Source organism: Deltaproteobacteria bacterium (assembly GCA_016875395.1).
In the GTDB taxonomy this organism is placed as follows: Bacteria; Myxococcota_A; UBA9160; order UBA9160; family UBA6930; genus VGRF01.
The window spans coordinates 69,952-87,974 of the sequence record VGRF01000005.1 but is presented as its reverse complement, the minus strand read 5'-3'; the positions used below and the strand labels follow the sequence as shown (position 1 = coordinate 87,974).

Sequence of the window (18,023 nt, the reverse complement as noted above, 5' to 3'; positions counted from 1 at the left end):
GCGAAGGAGCGCGCGCTCTCTCAGCTCTCGGGCTTCTTCTCGCCGCCGGCGTAAGGAGCAGGCGGCGCGCTGCGCCCGCGCAAGAAAGGCGCACCGCCGGCTTCGTCTACCGACATGAAGGCGCCGCGCTCGACGCCGACGAGATGCGGACGCTTCGTGACGCCGCTCTCGCGCCCGATCGCGATCACGCCCGAAACGCCGGCGTGCAGCGTGCCCTTGCGCAGCCGCTTTGCGACCTCGTCGCGCTCGTCCGCGCCTTCGAGCAGCGCGCGCACGATCAGCTGCGCCGCGTCGTAGCTCTGCGCCGCGAGGTAGCCGGGCGTGCGCGCGAAGGCGCGCTGGTACGCGGCCTGAAACTCCATCAGCTGAGGCTGCGTGCTGCCGGCGATGAACCCGCTCGGGAACACCGCGCCGTCCACGTGCCGGCCGGCGAGCTCGAGCAGCTTGCGCTCGTGCCAGCCGCTCGTCCCGAGCAGGCGCACGCCGAGCACGTTCTGAAAGGCGAGATGCGGCGCGATCAGGCCCACGTTCTCGGCGGCGTCGGGGATGAAGAGCGCTTCGAAGTCGACGTAGGGCGGCAGCGGCGCGCCGTCGCTCGCGAGCAGCGAGCTCGCTTCGAGCCGCAGCTCCTGTGCCTGCTTCGGCGGAAGGCGCTTCGCGCGCTTCAGCAGCGCCTCGCGCTGGTTCACCGCCGCAATCACGCCGGCCGGGAGCAAGTCGAAGCCGACGAGCTTGCGCACCGTGGTCGAGAAGTCCTGCGTCTTGGGCGCGTAGCGCACGACGGAGACGACTTCGCCGCCGCGCGCGGCCACCGCGTCCCAGAACGCGGCGCGCACCGCGAGCCCGTACTCGTCGTTCGGGTAGAGCAGCGCGAAGCGGCGCAGCCCGAGCGTCGTCGTGGCGTACTCGGCGACGAGCTCGGCCTCGACGCGCGGCGAAAGCGCGAGGGGAAACACGAACTCGCGGCCCGCGGCGAGATCTTCGCGCCGCGAGAGCGTCATGAGCGGCAGCTCGTTCTCTTCCGCGATCTCGGCGGCCACTTCAGTCTCGGCGCCCGCGAGGGGCCCGATCACGCCGACGATCTCGGGGTCCGCAGCGAACGCTTCCAGCGCAGCGCGCGCGCCGTCGGCGGAGCCGGCGGTGTCGCGCACGTCGAGCACGAGCGAGGGAGCGGGCGAGCCGGGCGCGCCGAAAAAGCCTGCAGCCACCAGCACGCCTTGCAGCGTCTCCTCGCCGAACGGCGCGAGCGGGCCCGTGAGCGGCAGCGCGACGCCGATCACGCCGCGCGCTTTGCTCGCGTCGATGCGGCCGTCGCTCGCCGCCGACATCCCCAACAGGTCCTCCGCGCCGCGATCGCCCGAGAGCTTTCGCACGAGCTGCGCGAGCGCCGCGGCGTCGCCGCCCGCGAGCGGCGCGCGGCGCGCCTCCTCGAGCGCGGCCTGGGCGCCGTCGCGATCCCCGCGCCCGAGCGCGCGCTCGGCGCTGCGCAGCCAGAGCCGCGCGGCGGGCACGCGCGCGCCGAGCTTCGCGGCGGTCTTCGCGAGCTCCGTGTCGGTGAGCACCGCGATCTCGCTGTCGATCTCGGCGTCGACTGCCGCGACGCGCGCGCTCCCGCGCACGTCGCCGCGTAGCTGGCCGAGCCAGCGCAGCTGCGCGCGCTTCTTGCCGAGCTCGCGCGAGAGGTCGGCGAGCATGCGGTGCGCCTGCTCGCGCTCGGGCTGCGAGAGCTGCGCGAATTCGAGCTCGCCCGCGACGTCGTACGCGCCGGCGAGATCGTTCGTCGTTCGCATCAGCACCGCGAGGCGCAGGCGCGCGCGCTCCGCCTGGTCCGCGCCCTCCATCGCAGCCACGCGCTCCAGCACGGCGCGCTCCTCGCGCCGCCGCTTCGCCGCGCCGTGCAGCTCCGCGAGGCGCAAGCCCGCGTCGTCGGCGAGCGGGTGCCGCGCGTGCTGCTTCACGAACGCCGCGAGCTGCTCGGCTCCGTCGTCCGGGTCTTCGCTCGCGATGCGCAGCGCCTCCGCGTACGCGCGCTCGGGGGTCGGCTTCTCGTCTTGGGCCGACGCCGCGCATGCGAGAGCCGTAACAACTGCCGCGGCGAGGAGCGCTCGCATCAATCGAACAGGTCCCGCAGCTTGTCGACGAAGCCCTTCGTCACGGGCGTCCCCTCGGCGCCGCTCTCCGCGGCGAACTCTTCGAGCAGCGCGCGCTGCCGAGCGTTGAGGCGTGACGGCACCTCCACGAAGATGCGCACGTGCAGATCGCCGCGCGCCGGCGAGCTCACGCTCGGGAGGCCCTTGCCGCGCAGGCGGAACGTGCGGCCCGACTGCGTGCCTTCGGGGATCTTCAGCTTCACGCGGCCCTCGAGCGTGGGCACGTCGATCTCGGCGCCGAGCGCCGCCTGTGTGAAGAGCACGGGGACTTCGCACACGAGGTCGGCGCCTTCGCGCTGAAAGAGCGGGTGCTCGCGCACCGCCATCACCACGTAGAGGTCGCCCGCCGGTCCCCCAGCGAGGCCCGCCTCCCCCTCGCCCGCGACGCGCAGCCGCATCCCGTCTTCGACGCCCGCGGGCACGCGCACTTTCAGCGTCTTCTTGCCCTCGGTGCGCCCGGAGCCGCGGCAGCTCGTGCACGGATTTCGCACCACCGAGCCTTCGCCGCGGCATGCATCACACGGGCGGCTGATGCGGAACAGGCCCTGCTGGAACACGGCCTGGCCGGTGCCGTTGCAGCGCCCGCAGCGCTCGGGCTGGGTGCCCGGCTTCGCGCCGGTGCCCGTGCACTTCTCGCAGCGCAGCATGCGCGGAAGCTCGAGCGTGGTCTCCTCGCCCGTGAGCACTTCCTCGAGGCCGAGCTCGTGCGTGTACCGCAGGTCCGCCCCGCGCTGGCCGCGCCCGCCGCGCCGGCCGCCGCCGCCCATCGCGCCGAAGAGATCGCCGAACAGGTCGCCGAAGATGTCGCCGAAGTTCTGGAAGTCGCCCTGGAAGCCGCCGCCCGCACCCATCGCCTGATGGCCGAACTGGTCGTACTGCCGGCGCTTGTCCGCATCCGACAGCACTGCGTAGGCCTCGGACGCCTCCTTGAACTTCTCCTCCGCCGCCGGATTGTCGGGATTGCGGTCGGGGTGAAACTCGAGCGCGAGCTTGCGGTACGCCTTCTTCAGCTCATCGGCCGACGCGCTACGGCCGACGCCCAGGACCTCGTAGTAATCGCGCTTCGTCATCGGGCGCGCACCTTAGCCGGGGCGACGTGCGGAGCGCGTGTCCATCAGGGGCATCGAGGCTTCCGCCTCGCCCTCACTCCGTCTTCGACCCGAGCGCCGCGTACAGCCGCTCCGTCAGCTGGTAGGAGAGCGCCGACAGCTCGTCGACCGCGACTGCGAGCGAGTCGTAGTCCTTCGCCGCGAGGGTTGCCTTGGTCTTCTCGAGCGCCGCGAGCAGGCTCTGGCGATCTTCGTCGCTGACGTGCTCGGCGTACTCCTCGAGCGTGCGCTCGGTCGAGTACACGAGCCCGTCGGCCTTGTTGCTGATCTCGGCGGAGTCGCGGCGGCGCTTGTCGTCGAGCGCGTTCGACTCGGCCTCGCCGACGAGCGCGGTGATCTGCTCGGCGCTGAGGCCGCCCGAGGCCTGGACGCGAATCTGCTGTGTCTTGCCCGTGCCGAGGTCCTTCGCCGAGACCGCCACCACGCCGTCGGTGTCGATCTCGAACGTCACCTCGATCTGCGGCACGCCGCGCGGCGCCGGCGGGATGCCCACCAGCTCGAAGCGGCCGAGGCTGTGATTGTCGGCCGCCATCGCGCGCTCGCCCTGCAGCACGTGGATGCGCACCACGCTCTGGTGATCCTCGGTGGTCGAGAACACCTGGCTCTTGCGCGTCGGAATCGTCGTGTTCTTCTCGATGATGGGCGTGAACACGCCGCCCTGGGTCTCGACGCCGAGCGACAGCGGCGTCACGTCGAGCAGCAGCACGTTCTCGACGTGGCCCTTCAGCACGCCGCCCTGAATCGCGGCGCCCGCAGCCACCACCTCGTCGGGGTTCACGCCCTTGTGCGGCGCTCGCCCGAAAATCTCCGCGACCTTCTCCTGCACGCGCGGCATACGCGTCATGCCGCCCACGAGGATGACGTCGTGGATCTGCTCCTTCGCGACCCCGGCGTCGGCCAGCGCCGTCTCGCACGGACTCACGAGGCGATCGATCAGGTCCGCGCACATCGCTTCGAGCTTCTCGCGCGTGAGCGAGACGTTCAGGTGCTTCGGCCCGCTCGCATCGGCGCCGATGAACGGAAGATTCACGTCGGTCTGCACCGACGACGAGAGCTCGTGCTTCGCGCGCTCGGCAGCTTCCTTGAGGCGCTGCAGCGCCATCTGGTCGCTCGCGAGGTCGATGTTCGTCTCGGCTTTGAAGCGCTCGATCAGGAAATCGATGACGCGCTGGTCGAAGTCCTCGCCGCCGAGATAGGTGTCGCCGTTCGTGCTCTTCACCTCGAACACGCCGTCGCCGATCTCGAGCACGCTCACGTCGAACGTGCCGCCGCCGAGGTCGAACACCACGATCGTCTTGTTCGCCTCTTCGCCGAGGCCGTAGGCGAGCGCCGCTGCGGTGGGCTCGTTGATGATCCGCAGCACGTTCAGACCCGCGATCTTGCCCGCGTCCTTCGTCGCTTGGCGCTGCGCGTCGTTGAAGTACGCGGGCACCGTGATCACGGCGTCGCTCACGGGCTCGCCGAGAAAGTCCTGCGCGGTGTCGCGCATCTTCGCGAGCACCGCGGCGCTGATCTCCTGCGGCGGGCAGAGCTTGTCGCCCACCTTCACCCACGCGTCGCCGTTGTTCGCTTGCGCGACCTCGAACGGCGCGACGGACGAGAAGCGCTTCACTTCCTCGGAGTCGTATCGGCGGCCGATCAGGCGCTTCACCGCGAAGATCGTCTTGCCGGGGTTCGTGACGGCCTGCCGCTTGGCGACCTGGCCGACGAGCTTCTCGCCGGCGTCGGTGAACGCGACGATCGACGGCGTCGTGCGCGCGCCTTCCGAGTTCGGGATCACCGTCGGCGCGTCGCTGTCCATGATCGCGACGCACGAATTCGTCGTGCCGAGGTCGATCCCGATCACTTTCGCCATCGCTGCCGCGCCCCCTCCGGCGCCCCACAGCGCCGGCTAGTTCACGGGCTCCTCACTGCCCGGATTTGCCTTCACGCCCATCGCCACCACCACGCGCGCCGGCCGTAACAACCGATCGCGCAGCCGATAGCCCTTCTGGTAGACGCGAGCGACGTGTCCTGGCGGTACGGAGCCCTCCTCGATTTGCGCGACGGCTTCGTGGACGTTCGGATCGAACGCGACCCCCTCGGCCTCGATCACGACGACGCCGTGCTTGCCGAGCACCCCCGTGAGCTCTCGCTGCGCCAGCTCGACGCCCTGCAAGAGCGCGGACAAGTCCTTGGCATCACTTCCTTTCGCGTGGTCGATTGCGCGATCGAGGTTATCGACCGTGTTGAGCAGGTCCTTTACGAGGTTCTCATGCCCGTATTGGAGCGCCTCCTGGCGCTCCTTGAGCTGGCGGCGGCGCAAGTTGTCCAGATCCGCCGACACGCGGACGAAGCGATCCTTGAACCCCGCCGCCTCCTGCCTCGCCGCCTCGAGCTCCTGCCCCAGCTTCTCCGCCTCGGCCTTGTAGGCGTGAATCAGCGCCTCGGTGGCGTCGTGCTTGGCCTCGGGCTTCGCGTCCTCGGACGACGCCGCGCGGCGCGCGTCCACAGACTCGGTCGCCTCGCGCAGCGCGGCCTCCAGCTCCGGATTCAGCTCGAGCGTCCCGCCTTCAGCCTCTGTCTCGTTTTTGGGATCGCTCACGCGCGCGGCGGCTCCGACAAGAGTTGGGACACATAGCCGACCAGCGGGATCACGCGCGCGAAGTCCATGCGGCGCGGGCCGATCACGCCGAGCGTGCCGGAGCTCGCGCCGCCGCGGCCGTAGCGCGCGGCCACGAAGGCGAGCTCGCCGAGCGCGTCGCCCGCGAGCTCGGCGCCGAACGCGACGCGCACGCCGCTCGCGCCGAGGATCTGATCGAGCAGCGCGAGCAGCTGCTCCTTGTCCTCGACGGCGCGCACGAGCACACGGAAGCGCTCTGGGTCGCGAAACTCGGGCTGGTCGAGCAGTGCGAGGCGCGTGGCGATCACCAGCTCCTGATCGGTCGCATCCGCCGCCAGCGGGAGATCTCGCAGCATGCGCTCGAGCAGCAAGTCCGCGCGGCTGCGCAGCGCCTGCGCTTCCGCGACGAGCCGCCTGCGGATCTCGCGCAGCGCCCTGCCTGCGAGCCGCTCGCACAGCGCCGCGCCCATGCGATCGAGCTCGGCCTGATCGTGGTGGCCCGCGTGCTCGAGCGTGCGCTGGTAGGTGCGCCCACTCTCGCTGACGAGCACCGCGAGCACGCGCTCGCTCGAGAGCCGTACGAACGAGAGGTGCCGCAGCACGACCTCCTCGAGCCGCGGCGGCGCGACGAAGCCGAGCAGCTTCGTGCGCTGCGAGAGCAGGCGCGACGCGCTCTCGTCGCGGCTCGCGCCGTCTTCGAGCGCGCCCTCGACGTCGCGCTTCTCGTAAGAGCCGAGCTCGCGCACCGCGAGCAGCTGATCCACGAACGCGCGCAGCCCGAGCGCGGTGGGCACGCGCCCCGCCGAGCGATGCGGCTTGTCGACGAGCCCGAGCTCCTCGAGCTCGGCGAGCGTGTTGCGCACGCTCTGCGGCGAGAGATGCATCGGCAGCTGCCCCGCGATCGCCTCCGACGCAACCGGCGCCGCGTCCGCGACGAAGCGCGTGACCACCTCGCGCAGCACACGCCACTGCCGCTCCGACAAGAGCGCCGGCGCGATTGCGAGTGACGACGTGAGGCCGAGCTGTGCGCGCACGCTGCGATTCCCCCGAAGCGCGAGTCTTGCGCCGAGAGTGCGGGGCGGTCAACGCGTGCTGAGGGGCCCTCGGGAGAATCGAGGATTCGGCGTCTGACGCTCGATTGCCGATTCTCCGAATCGAGGATCGCGCGCCTGACGCGAAACCCTCGATTCGCGTCACACGAACCGCGCCGCCACGTCGTCCGCGAACAGCCAGCCGCGCTCCGTCAGCGCGAGGTCGCCCGCCTCGTTCTCGGCGACGAGGCCCTCCGCGCGGGCGCCCTCGATCGCGGCGGAGAAGTAGGCGCGCGGCGCGGCGCCGAACTCGGCGGCGAACGCGGCGGCGCCGAGCCCTTCGCGCATTCGCAGCGCGAGGAACACCGCCTCCGCGCGCGCGGTGGCCTCGCTCAGCGCCTCGCGCTCGGGCGGCGCGCTGTGCCCCGCCTCGATGCGCTCGAGGTACTGCCCGAGCGCGCGCTCGTTCGCACTGCGCGCCCCGTGCGGGGCGCCCTCGCGCGCGGGCTCGGTCGAGTGAGCGCCCACACCGAGGCCGAGCACGGGCCGCCGCTGCCAATAGCGGCGGTTGTGCAGCGATTCGCGGCCCGGCTGCGCCCAGCTCGAGATCTCGTAACGCGCGAGGCCCGCCGCTTCGAGGCGCTCGCCGAGCGCGAGCATCATCTCGGCGGCCGCGTCGTCCTCGGGCACCTCGAGCTTGTCCGCCGCCACGGCGCGCGCGAACGGTGTGCCCGGCTCGAGCGTGAGCGCGTAGGCCGAGACGTGCTCGGGTCGGCGCGCGAGCGCGGCCGTGAGATCGCGGCGCAACGCGGCCTCGGTCTGCCCCGGCGCGCCGAAGATCAGGTCGAGCGAGAGGTTCTCGAAGCCAGCGTCGCGCGCGGCGCCGATCGCTTCGTGGCACTCGCGCGCGCGGTGGGCGCGGCCGAGGCGGCGCAGCGTGTCGTCGTCGAAGGACTGGATGCCGAGCGACAGCCGATTCACGCCAGCGGCGCGAAACGCCGGCAACCGCTCGCGCTCGGTCGTGCTCGGATTCGCTTCGAGCGTGACCTCGCGCGGTTCGCCGGGAAACGCGCCGCGCAGCGCTTCGATCACGCGCGCGAGCGAGTCCGGGCGCAGCAGCGATGGCGTACCGCCACCGAAGTAGATCGTGTCGAGTGCGCGCCCCGCGAAGTCGACCGCGCGACCCGCGAGCTCGCCGAGCAGCGCGGCGACGTAGCGGTCCTCCTCGGCGCGTGTGAGCGAACGCGCGGCGACGACCGGGAAGTCGCAGTACGGGCAAATGCGCTCGCAAAACGGGACGTGCACGTACGCGCCCACGCTGGGCCGCTCGAGCTCGCTCGGGGTCGTCACGTGCCGAGCATACGGTGGCGGCCTCGGCGCGCCGTTACGTTCCGCGCCCCATGACCCAACCCGCATCGTTCCGCCGCGAAGTGCTCGACAACGGCCTCATCGTCCTGGTGCGCGAGAGCCGGCTCGAGCCAGTCGCCGAAGTCCAGATCTGGATCGACGCAGGCTCGGCCGACGAACGCGACGGCGAGCGCGGCCTCGCGCACTTCCACGAGCACATGCTGTTCAAAGGCACCCCGACGCGCGGCGTCGGCGAGATCGCGGGCAGCGTCGAAGGCGTGGGCGGCGCGATCAACGCGTTCACCGGCTTCGACACGACTTGTTATCACGCGACGCTTCCGGCCGACGCCGCACTGGCCGGCTTCGACGTGCTCGCCGACGCCGTGCAGGCCTCGCTGTTCGAGCCCGCGGAAGTCGCGCGCGAGATCGAGGTCGTGCTCGAAGAGATTCGCCGCAGCGCGGACGACCCGGGTCACGTGCTGAACGACGAGGTGTTCGCTTTCTGTTATCAGGCGCACCCGTATCGCTTCCCGGTGCTCGGCAGCAGCGACAGCGTTGCATCGTTCACGCGCGAGAAGCTGCTCGGCTTCTACCGCCGCTGGTACACACCCGAGCGCATGGTCGTCTCCGCCGCGGGCGATCTCGACGCGGACGCGTTCATCGCCCACGTGCGCGCCACCTTCGGCGCCGCGAAGCGCGGCAGCGCGAGGCGCGAGCGCGCGAGCGAGCCGCCGGCGCGCGGCTTCCGCACGCGCGTGGTCGCGCGCCCGTTCGAGCGCGCGAGCGCGGAGCTGGTGTGGCCTGCGCTCGCGGTCTCGCACCCCGACGCACCGCTGCTCGATCTGCTCGCCTACGCGCTCGGCGGCTGCGACAGCTCGCGCCTTCACCGCCGCGTGAAAGAAGAGCTCGGCCTCGCCGAGGGCGTCGACGCGGGCTGCTACTCCCCGATCGACGCGGGCCTGTTCTCGGTCTCGCTCGACACGGATCCCGCGCAGCTCGAGAGCGCGATCGCGGCCTCGATCGCGGAGACCGAGCGCGTGCGCCGCGAGCCGCTCGGCGCGGACGAGCTTGCCAAGGCGCGCCGCAACTTCTCGGCCTCGCGCGCCTGGGAGCGCGAGAGCGTCTCCGGGATGGCGCGCAAGCTCGGCAGCGCGCAGCTCGCGACGGGCGACCCGAGCTTCGAGGAGAAGTACCTCGCGCGCATCGAGGGCGTGACGCGCGAGGAGTTGTTACGCGCCGCGCAGGACTGGCTCGATCCGGCGCGGCTCGCCGTGGTGACCGTGCTGCCCGAGCGCGCCCCGCAGCCCTCGCACGCTGCACTCGAAGCGGCGGTCGCGAGCGGCGCCGCGCGCACGGCACGCCGCTTCACCACGCCCGTCCGTAACAACAGCGGCGGCGACGAGCTCCACGCCTACACGCTGCCGAACGGCGCGCGCGCATTCGTGCTGCCGCGGCGGGAGGTGCCGGTCGTCGCCGTGCGCGCGGCGGTGCTCGGCGGCCAGCTCGCGGAGACGGAAGAAACCGCGGGGCTCGGCAGCTTCCTCTCGGGCGTGTGGCTGCGCGGCACGCGCGCGCGGGGCGCCGCCGAGTTCGCGCGCAGCGTCGAGTCGCTCGCTGGCGACATCGACGCGTTCTCGGGACGGAGCTCCGCGGGCCTCACGCTCGACTGCACGTCCGACGCGTTCGGCGAGGTGCTGCAGCTCTGGGCCGAAACGCTCGTGTTCCCCGCGTTCGATGAAGAAGAATTGGAGCGCGAGCGGCGCGACGTGCTCGCCTCCCTCGATCGGCGCGAGGACCGCCTCGGCGCGCTCGCCTTCGACTTGTTCCAGCGCGCGCACTGGGAGCGCCATCCCTACCGCCTGCCGCTGCCCGGCACGAAGGCTTCGGTCGCGCGCTTCGACGCCGACGCGGTCGCCGCCCATCACGCGCTGCTCGTCCGCCCGGACAACTTGGTCGTGACCGTCGTCGGCGACGTCGACCCCGACGAGGCGGCGACTTCACTCGCGCGCGAGCTCGCCGACCTCGAGCCGAGCGACGAGAAGCTGTTCGCGCTGCCCGAGGCCGAGCCCACGCCGCGCGAGATCCGCCGCGCCGCCGAGCGCAAGGCGCGCGCGCAGGCGCACCTCGTGCTGGGCTTCCGCGGCGTGACCGTGGCGGACCCGGATCGCGAGGCGCTCGACGTGCTGTCGCAGCTGCTCGCCGGACAAGGCGGGCGCCTGTTCGTCGAGCTGCGCGACCGCCAGAGCCTCGCGTACTCGGTCAGCGCGCAGAACCTCGTGGGCTACGCGCCCGGCTACTTCAGCGTGTACATCGCGACCGCGCCGGAGAAGGTCGAGACCGCGCAGCGCGGCATGTTCGAGGAGCTGGAGCGCGTGCTGCAGAGCCCGCCGAGCGAGGCCGAGCTGGAACGTGCGCGCCGCTACCTGCTCGGGACGCACGCGATCGCGCAGCAGCGCAGCAGCCAGCGCGCGCTCTCGATGGCGCTCGACGCGCGCTACGGCCTCGGCGCCCTCGCCGACCGCGAGTTCCCCGAGCGCGTGCGCGCCGTCAGCGCCGACGACTTGTTACGGGTCGCGCGGCGCGTGATCGACCTCTCGGCCTACACGCTCGCGACGGTCGGCGCGGGCTGAGCTCTCGCGCCCTCGCGGGTAGCTCCGCCGTTACCGCGAGCTACACGCGTTGGCGACGACGCGGCAATCCCTCGGCTTCTTGCTGCGCGGCTCGTCGTTGCGGAAGTCCGCTCGCTTGCACACGGCGGTGGACTGAGCCGCGCAGAACTGCGCCTGCGAACAGCCGAGGTCGTCGGTGAACACGCCCGCTGCGGTTGCGCTGCACGCGTCGTCGCGATCGAAGTGGCCGTCGGCATCCGCGTCCGTCGGCGCTTGGCAATACGCGAGCTCGACGTTCGCGCTGTCGACCAGCGCCTGCTCCTGATCGATCGAGGTCTGAATCCCGGGGATCGAGCCGGTCGCGGACCGGAGACTCGACTGGCAGATCGGTTCGAGCACGACCGGATCGTTCGGTCCCGGCAGGTCGCACGCGTCGCCGAGACCGTCCGCGTCCCAGTTCACCTGCGACGGATTTGCGAAGCTCGGACAGTTGTCGAGCGCGTCGGGGATGCCGTCGGCGTCGCCGTCGGCGCTGCCCGCATCCGCACTCACGAGATAGACGCGGCCCGCGTTCGTGGCGAACGCCCAGCGCCGCGCGCCGGTTCGCACGAAGCCGCGCGCGTCGCCGGTCATGTGCGCGACTTGCACCGTCCCACGCGGCGCGAAGCTCGCGCGATCGAAGAGGATCACCGCGCGGTCCGCGACGAACGCGACCTCGCCGGTCGAGGCGTCCACGGCGATGCCACGCGCGAGCGAAACGTCGGGGTAGATGCCAGCGCGCGCGCTCGCGACGACGTCGACAGCGGCGCCTCGGCTGCCGAACACCCAACCGCCGTCGAACACGAGGTCGTGCTCGAAGCCGAGCAGCGCGTTCGAGATCGCACCGGCACTCGCCACCCCGTTCGCAGTCACCGTGAACCGCTGTAGCTCGAAGCTCGAGCTGTTCGGGTCCGCACCGAACAGTTGCGTGCCGTCCGCGCCGAATACGAGCGTGCCCGCGCCGCCGGCGGTTTGCGGGCGCCGAAGTCCGGCGTCGAAGACCGCAACGCCCTGTGATGCGACGGCGATCGTCCCGCTGGTGCCGGGGGCCGCCGCGAGGTCGCCCGCCGGGAAGAAAGTTCCGTAGGTAGGATCGATACCGAGCGCGATGTCGAGATCGACGGAGGAGCTCGCGAGATCGACGCGCACCACGCTCGCTGCGCCATCGATCGCGACGAACAGCTTCGTGCCGTCTCACGAGAGCGCGAGCTCGGTCGGCTCGCTGCCCACGAAGATGCTCGTACCGAAGGCGCCGCTCGTGGGGTCGATCGCGACGATGGAGTTCGCGTGCCTGCCGCCGTTGCCCGGAACGCTCGCCCACACGACGCCGCGCACCGCGTCCCACGCGAGATCGTTCGCGAGCAGCGGAACCACGGTGGTCGCCGCGGTCGCCGCGGCCGACACGCCGATGGCGAGCGCCAAGCAAGTCAGAACGGAGTGCATGCGCCCCCTACGCTGAAGCAGTCGCCTGGCTTCTTGATGCCCGGCTGGTCGTTGTTGAAGTCGGCTCGCGCGCAAACCGACATCGGCTGCGCGGCGCAGAATTGAGCGAGCGTGCAGCCCGATTCGTCCGTCGAGGACTGCGAGCCCGGGCAGCGGTCCGTCGCGTTGGGCTCGCCGTCACCGTCCGCGTCGAACACGGCGAGGCACTGATTCACTTCGCCGCGAAGCTGCTGAAACTGCGCGCGGACCTGTGCGAGCTGGGCGAGCATCTGCGAAATCGTGACGTTCTGCACTGCGAGCTCGTCTGCTCACTGCTGCAGCGCGGGGAACGGATCGGCGCGGGGCGTCGGATCGCATGCGTCGCCCAATCCGTCGGCATCGGCGTCGAGCTGATTCGCGTTCGGCGCTTGCGTACAGTTGTCACTCACATCGGGGAGAAAGTCGTGATCCGCGTCGGGCGCGTAGTCGGCGTCGTCCACGATCACGAGCGTCGGCTGATTGGCGTTCCCCGCCGCGATCGCGAACGAGCGAGTGCCCCAGCGTAGGAACTGATCCTGGATGCCCTGGAAGAACGGCACCGCGACCCGGCCACGCGATGCGAACGTGTCGAGATCCCACACCAACACCCCGGCGGTGGTGGCGCGGTAGACCTCGCGCAGCGCTGGGTCGACCTCGACGCCGCCCGCCGGCGCAATCGTCCTCACGGGGTAGCTCCCGCGCATGCGGTTCGCGGCCGGTTCGTACGCGCTTCCGCCGATCAGCCACCCGCCGACGAAGTGTGGGCCAACGCCCGGATCGCCCTGCTGGCTGAGCAAAGTGGCGCCTGCCGCATCGACTCGAATGGTCTCGAGCGTCGATCCACTCGTGCCGGTGTCGTAGCCGTAAACGCGATCTCCCGCGCCGTTGAAGACGACTCGGCGGCCGACGTATCCGCTGGGAGTCGTGCTCGGACGCATCACGCCGTCGTCGAAGATCGCGATGCCGTCTGCCGTGGAGACGAGGCCGTTCTGGCGCGCGACGGCGATCACATGGTTCGTGCCCGGCTGGACTGCGATGTCGAGTGCGTGCAGCGGCCCGTATTGCGGGTGCGAGCCGACCGCGAAGCTGCTGGTCACGGCGCGCGTCCCGAGATCGATGCGGCTCACGACGGGCAAGGGGCTCCGCACACCCACGTAGAGCGTGGTGCCGTCTGCCGAGATCGCGATCGGCCCGCCTTCGCCGCCGAGTGCGATCGAGGGCCCGAGCGCGCCGCTCACGGGCTCGATCGCGACGAGCGTCGTACCGCCGCGAACACTCGCCCAGATGCGGCCGCTCGCGGCGTCCCAGGCGATGTCGTTCACATCGAGCGTGACCTGGCGCGGCGTGGCGGCGGAGCTCGCGAGCGGCAGCCAAGCGAGCAAGCCCAACAGAGCCCCTGCGCAACGAGTCATCTGCACCCCTGTGCAGATCTCAGCATGCCATCGAGAAGCTGATCACGTTGTAAAAAGTTTGATGGCTTCACGCGAGCTTCATCCGTGCAGCGCGGGAACTCGCGGGCAGGCTGCCGGTTGCGTGCGCGAGATCCGCTCAGCGAGCGCGCGGGGCGCGGTCAGCGCGGTTCAGAACGCGGCATCGTGACGGCGTCTGACGCCGACCTGACGATTCCCGAAGTGGGGTCGCCCTCGCGACGCGGCCGATCACTGCGGTACACGCCCGGAACCGTCCGGAGGTGCCCGCTCATGTCCCTCGCCACCTACTACAAGGATCACTGGCTCGCGATCGAGCCCGAGCGCTTCGCGCGCTACGACGAGATGTTCAAGCTCGACGACAAGCGCGCGGACCGCCTGCTCGCGCCGCTCGCGCTCGCGCCCGGCCAGACCGCGCTCGATCTCGGCTGCGGGCCCGGCTACGTCGCCGCGCACCTCGCGCGCATCGTGGGCCCGGGCGGCCACGTGCATGCGCTCGACGTGAATGCCGACTTCGTCGCGCGGGCTCGCGCGGTGGCTGCTGAAGCCGGCGTCGAGAAGCGCGTCGAGGTGCACCACCTAACAAGCGAGCGCTTTCCCCTCGCGGACGCGACCTGCGATCGCGCGCTCGCCAAGAACGTGCTCGAGTACGTGCCCGACGCGGGCGCGACGCTGCGCGAGCTGCACCGCGTGCTGAAGCCCGGCGGCACGCTCACCGCGATGGACTCCGACTGGGCGTTCGTGCTGATCGAGCCCCTCACCCCAGACGAAACCCGCGAGCTCTTCACCGCCGCCGCGCCCGCGTTCCGCGAGCCGCTCATCGGCCGCAAGCTGCGCGCCGCCTTCCGCCGCGCCGGCTTCCGCGACGTGCAAGTCGACATCGCCGCCAGCGCCGACGACAAGGGCTTCATGCGCCCCATCGTCGAGAACATGCTCGGCTACGCGAAGAAATTCGGGACGATGAGCGAAGCGCGCGCCGCGGAGCTGGGTGCGAAGGTGGAGAGCGCAATCGCGAGCGGGGAGTACCTCGGAGTGCTGCCGCAGTTCGTGGTGCGGGGGGTGAGGCCATGACGGACTGGCTGGCCGAGCCTCTACGGCTGCCGTTGCTGTTGGCCGCACTCGCCTACATCACTCCCTTCGTTCCCGCGCGAATCTCGGTTTCGAGGGCGATTGAGGCCCAGCTCAACCTGGGCATTGCGATCTCGAATCTGAAGCTCGGCTTCCGGCGGGCGCGAATCAGCTAGGCGATCGCATCAAGTCCGCGAGCTTCACCACCTCCGCCCGCGGCGTCTCGATCTCTCCTTCCGGCAGCATGTACCGCCAGAACACGAGGCCGAACGGGCGCCCCTCGGTGTCGAGCCAGTTCGGCACGCCGGGGTCTTGGTGCGCGATCACGACGCGGAAGCTGCCGTCGGCGTCGAGCACGGTCTGCGCGCGGTTCAGCGTGACGCTGCGGTTGGCGTAGTCGTAGGTCATCTGGTGGCGCGTCCAGAGGTCGACGTTGCCGGCGCGGCACTTGGGCCAGCGCGCGCGAATGATTAGGGCCTGATCGGGGCCGATCACGTAGGGCGCCATCGAGTATGCGGCGTCGAAGGCGGCGAGGCCCAGCGCGCCGGGCTTCGCGGGCGCGGGGAACTGGTTCGGGATGCGCGAGACGAAGGCGGGCTGCTCGCGCTGCGCCATCGGCGGCATCCCGATCGAGCGGTCGCGTACGAAGCCCATCATGCGCCGCACACCAGCCGCGATGCTCGCGTCGCTCGGCGGCGCGGGCGCGGGGGATCCCCCAACAACTTCGATGTGGAGGGGAACCACGCGCGACGCATCGGCCGCGACGCAGTGCTTCTCCTCGAAGTAGTGGCGCGTGGTGAGCGCGTAAGCATCGTCGGGAAGCGGCAGCCAGTTGCGCGCGCGCTCGGCGCCGCCGAGCCACAGCTCGAAGTTGCCGCTCGCGTCGATGTCGAACTGCGTGTCGTTGATGACGCCCGCAGTTCGCCCGCGCAGCCCGCCATCTTCCACGCCCGCCTCGATCGTGACCGAGACGTACACCGCGCCGGCGATGTTCCCGCGCACGCGATACGCGTACTTCCCCGACACCGGCGCGTCGTAATAAATCGCGTCCGCGTTGTCCCCGGTGAACTTCCGCGTCGGCGTCACGATGCGCCGAAACGCCGGCCGCTCGGGCGCCCGCTCGAACTGCAGCGCGAGCCCGCCCTGCAGCATGTGCATCAGCGCGCGCGTCGCCTCGGCGACGTCCGCCGGACTCATCAAGTTCCACTCGTTCGAGAGCCAGCGCTGATCGATCTCCTGCAGCAACGCAATCAGCTCACGCAGCGCGACTCGAGACTCGGCAGCGATCTCGGCCATGAGAACTCTTCCTCGCGAACAAACTGAAGCAGCGTCTGTAGCACCGCGACCGCACGCCCATACAGAAGAGCGAAGCGAGGGGGCCTCGACGGCCGCCGAGCTTCGCCGCTCTTCTTCCAGCGCACACGCTCGCTACCGGGCTCCACGACCCCGCGCCGGCGCGAGTGGCGGGCGGGGACCGGAGTCGGAGCGGAGACCCGGTCCTTAGCGACCAACGCGGCGCGCCTCGTTTCCACTGCCAGCGGCGTGAGCGCGAAAGCACGCCCAAGCGCAGAGTGTTCGCCTCCACCCAACCCGGCGCGCCTGCCAGGTCAAGGGTCGGAGTCCCGACCGATCTCTCTGGGCTCCGCTCGGCCTCGCCTCGCTGCGCGCTTCGCTTGCCGCCCGCCACTCGCGCCGCCTCGATGCTCTTCGCTCCTCGCGCGGCGAGTCTTCGGGGCCGCGCGACCCGATGTGCACGTACGTCCCAGGTGCGCGGTTTCGTGCACGTACGTCCCAGGTGCGCGCCTTCAGGCCTCGCTGCGGATGCCGTAGTGGCGCGCGTAGGGCTCGAACTGCTCGCGCACTGCGCTCGCGTCGAGGCCGAGCTCCTCGTAGCGGTACGTGTGCGCGCCGAACTTCGCTTTGGGCTTCTCGCGCAGGTACGTCCGAACCCGCTCGTCGTGCCCGGCGGGCCACGCCAGGCCGAGGCGATCGTAGATCTGCCAGAGCTGCGAGACGGGGTCCTTCATCAGGTCGAGATAGTGGGAATCGACGATCTGTTTGTTAGGGAGCGCGCCGCTCTTGCGCAGCTCGATGCCGAGCTCGAGCAGGTACTTGAACGTGCCGAGCGCGACCTGCCCCTGCTGCGCCACGTCCACGTGGTCGCTGCGCATGAAGCGCAGCGTGCACATCAGGTTCGCGACGCTGCCGACGAACTTCGTGGGATCGCGGTGCGTGTGGACGACGCGCGCATCGGGGTACTCCGCGAACAGAGCGGGCAGCGTCGAGAGATGCGCGGGCGATTTCAGCAGCCACGGCTTCGGCTCGCCGCCGTGCTGGAGCGTCTGCAGGAAACGGCGATGGCCGGCGTAGAAGCGCGCGTCGAGGCCCGGCGTCGCGAGCTTCCACTGCATGTACGACGGCGCGTCGTATTGCATCGACCAATACGGGCCCGCGAAGTCGACCTGCGTGAAGTGCACGCACTCGCACGGCAGGTCGTGGCGCAGCTCGTGCATCGTGAGGAACGCCGGATCGATCTCCGCCCACAGCTCCTGCTCGGACTCCGCGAGCTCCATGCGGTGCGCGATGTCGCGATCCGCGTCCGCGAGCAGCGGCAGCGGGTGATGCGCCTCCCACGCGATCGGGGCGCGCAGCTGCGGATCGAGCGCGAGCAGCTCGAGCAGGATCGTGGTGCCCGAGCGCGGCGGGCCGAGCACGAAGATCGGCGCCGCGATCGGCTCGCGCAGGATCGCGGGCCGCAAGCGAAGCGCGTGCTGCAGGCGCAGCTTCGTCTGCAGCACGCGCAGCACCTCCGCGCGCGTGAGCACGCGGCCGAGCAGGTGCAGCTGCGCCTCGGAGTCGAGTGATGTCATCAGGGCGCGGTACGCCGTCTCCCAGCCTGCGTCGCCGAAGTCGGCCAGGCCCGTCGTCGTGCGCGCGAGCGAGACGAGCTCGTCTGCCTCGAGCGAGACGACGTGGCGCGGGTCGCCGACCGACGGCCCGAACAAGTTCAGCCGCCGGACCCACTGCGGATGCTCGAGCTTCTTCAGCACGCGTCGCCTCCCGAGAGCGAACGCCGAGGGTCGCGAGCGGACGCAGCCGGACGCAAGCGGGCGCGGATCCGCATGCCCAGCGTCTGACGCCGCGCGTGCACCGCGGCGAAAGGAGCAGAGTTGCGGCGGT

15 protein-coding genes are annotated in these 18,023 nt (G+C 70.9%); 3 read left to right on the top strand and 12 right to left on the bottom strand.

The window, feature by feature from the left end; all coding sequences use genetic code 11:
* Positions 1-20: 20 nt before the first annotated feature.
* The 6 genes from FJ091_06055 to hemW all read right to left on the bottom strand — a co-directional run bounded on the left by FJ091_06055 (position 21) and on the right by hemW (position 8,242).
* Positions 21-2,111 carry a penicillin-binding protein activator gene (locus tag FJ091_06055; protein ID MBM4382917.1) on the bottom strand — a complete coding sequence of 697 codons (2,091 nt, stop codon included), beginning with the start codon at positions 2,109-2,111 and terminating at the stop codon, positions 21-23.
* The gene (gene dnaJ, locus FJ091_06050) at positions 2,111-3,220 is read right to left on the bottom strand and encodes a molecular chaperone DnaJ (protein MBM4382916.1); all 1,110 of its coding nucleotides are present in this window, start codon (positions 3,218-3,220) and stop codon (positions 2,111-2,113) included. Before dnaJ ends, FJ091_06055 begins: the two co-directional genes overlap by 1 nt.
* A 73-nt stretch (positions 3,221-3,293) precedes the next feature.
* Positions 3,294-5,114: a molecular chaperone DnaK gene (dnaK, locus tag FJ091_06045; protein MBM4382915.1), complete on the bottom strand. Its 1,821-nt coding sequence runs from the start codon at positions 5,112-5,114 to the stop codon at positions 3,294-3,296.
* A gap of 36 nt (positions 5,115-5,150) precedes the next feature.
* On the bottom strand, positions 5,151-5,843 hold the full coding sequence (grpE, locus tag FJ091_06040) for a nucleotide exchange factor GrpE (protein MBM4382914.1): 693 nt from the start codon (positions 5,841-5,843) through the stop codon (positions 5,151-5,153).
* Positions 5,840-6,895 (bottom strand): heat-inducible transcription repressor HrcA, encoded by a 1,056-nt coding sequence (gene hrcA / locus FJ091_06035; GenBank protein MBM4382913.1) that lies wholly within the window; start codon positions 6,893-6,895, stop codon positions 5,840-5,842. The genes grpE and hrcA overlap by 4 nt, the downstream gene beginning before the upstream one ends.
* Before the next feature lie 159 nt (positions 6,896-7,054).
* Complete coding sequence (hemW, locus tag FJ091_06030; protein ID MBM4382912.1) at positions 7,055-8,242, bottom strand: radical SAM family heme chaperone HemW; 1,188 nt, start codon at positions 8,240-8,242, stop codon at positions 7,055-7,057.
* A 50-nt stretch (positions 8,243-8,292) separates the two neighbouring features.
* Between hemW and FJ091_06025 the strand changes: the two genes are divergently transcribed.
* Positions 8,293-10,869, top strand: a complete 2,577-nt coding sequence (locus FJ091_06025) for an insulinase family protein (protein MBM4382911.1) — start codon at positions 8,293-8,295, stop codon at positions 10,867-10,869.
* A 30-nt stretch (positions 10,870-10,899) separates the two neighbouring features.
* Here the strand turns inward: FJ091_06025 and FJ091_06020 are convergent, their stop codons facing one another.
* The 4 genes from FJ091_06020 to FJ091_06005 all read right to left on the bottom strand — a co-directional run bounded on the left by FJ091_06020 (position 10,900) and on the right by FJ091_06005 (position 13,736).
* Positions 10,900-11,481, bottom strand: a complete 582-nt coding sequence (locus FJ091_06020; protein MBM4382910.1) for a thrombospondin type 3 repeat-containing protein — start codon at positions 11,479-11,481, stop codon at positions 10,900-10,902.
* A gap of 600 nt (positions 11,482-12,081) precedes the next feature.
* Positions 12,082-12,309, bottom strand: coding sequence for a hypothetical protein (locus tag FJ091_06015; GenBank protein MBM4382909.1), 228 nt, complete (start codon positions 12,307-12,309; stop codon positions 12,082-12,084).
* A 5-nt stretch (positions 12,310-12,314) separates the two neighbouring features.
* Positions 12,315-12,623 (bottom strand): hypothetical protein, encoded by a 309-nt coding sequence (locus FJ091_06010; GenBank protein MBM4382908.1) that lies wholly within the window; start codon positions 12,621-12,623, stop codon positions 12,315-12,317.
* Positions 12,624-12,638: 15 nt separating this feature from the next.
* Positions 12,639-13,736 (bottom strand): hypothetical protein, encoded by a 1,098-nt coding sequence (locus FJ091_06005; GenBank protein ID MBM4382907.1) that lies wholly within the window; start codon positions 13,734-13,736, stop codon positions 12,639-12,641.
* A 312-nt stretch (positions 13,737-14,048) separates the two neighbouring features.
* On the opposite strand from FJ091_06005, the gene FJ091_06000 reads away from it, so the two are divergent.
* Together FJ091_06000 and FJ091_05995 are read left to right on the top strand one after the other, a co-directional pair.
* Entirely contained in the window at positions 14,049-14,846 is a 798-nt protein-coding gene (locus tag FJ091_06000; GenBank protein ID MBM4382906.1) for a methyltransferase domain-containing protein, read from the top strand.
* A complete protein-coding gene (locus FJ091_05995) occupies positions 14,843-15,019 on the top strand; it encodes a hypothetical protein (protein MBM4382905.1) in 177 nt (58 codons plus the stop codon). Before FJ091_06000 ends, FJ091_05995 begins: the two co-directional genes overlap by 4 nt.
* On the opposite strand, the gene FJ091_05990 is transcribed toward FJ091_05995, so the two are convergent.
* Both FJ091_05990 and FJ091_05985 read right to left on the bottom strand, forming a co-directional pair.
* Positions 15,012-16,139 (bottom strand): DUF1214 domain-containing protein, encoded by a 1,128-nt coding sequence (locus FJ091_05990; protein ID MBM4382904.1) that lies wholly within the window; start codon positions 16,137-16,139, stop codon positions 15,012-15,014. The genes FJ091_05995 and FJ091_05990 overlap by 8 nt on opposite strands.
* Before the next feature lie 509 nt (positions 16,140-16,648).
* The gene (locus tag FJ091_05985) at positions 16,649-17,893 is read right to left on the bottom strand and encodes a sulfotransferase (GenBank protein ID MBM4382903.1); all 1,245 of its coding nucleotides are present in this window, start codon (positions 17,891-17,893) and stop codon (positions 16,649-16,651) included.
* Positions 17,894-18,023 lie beyond the last annotated feature (130 nt).

What these genes read in the sequence shown, in the direction of transcription:
- FJ091_06055 (MBM4382917.1), bottom strand. Translation starts at nt 2,111, where the DNA reads ATGCGAGCGCTCCTCGCCGCGGCAGTTGTTACGGCTCTCGCATGCGCG.
- dnaJ (MBM4382916.1), bottom strand. Translation starts at nt 3,220, where the DNA reads ATGACGAAGCGCGATTACTACGAGGTCCTGGGCGTCGGCCGTAGCGCG.
- dnaK (MBM4382915.1), bottom strand. Translation starts at nt 5,114, where the DNA reads ATGGCGAAAGTGATCGGGATCGACCTCGGCACGACGAATTCGTGCGTC.
- FJ091_06025 (MBM4382911.1), top strand. Translation starts at nt 8,293, where the DNA reads ATGACCCAACCCGCATCGTTCCGCCGCGAAGTGCTCGACAACGGCCTC.
- FJ091_06020 (MBM4382910.1), bottom strand. Translation starts at nt 11,481, where the DNA reads ATGACCGGCGACGCGCGCGGCTTCGTGCGAACCGGCGCGCGGCGCTGG.
- FJ091_06000 (MBM4382906.1), top strand. Translation starts at nt 14,049, where the DNA reads ATGTCCCTCGCCACCTACTACAAGGATCACTGGCTCGCGATCGAGCCC.
- FJ091_05995 (MBM4382905.1), top strand. Translation starts at nt 14,843, where the DNA reads ATGACGGACTGGCTGGCCGAGCCTCTACGGCTGCCGTTGCTGTTGGCC.
- FJ091_05990 (MBM4382904.1), bottom strand. Translation starts at nt 16,139, where the DNA reads ATGGCCGAGATCGCTGCCGAGTCTCGAGTCGCGCTGCGTGAGCTGATT.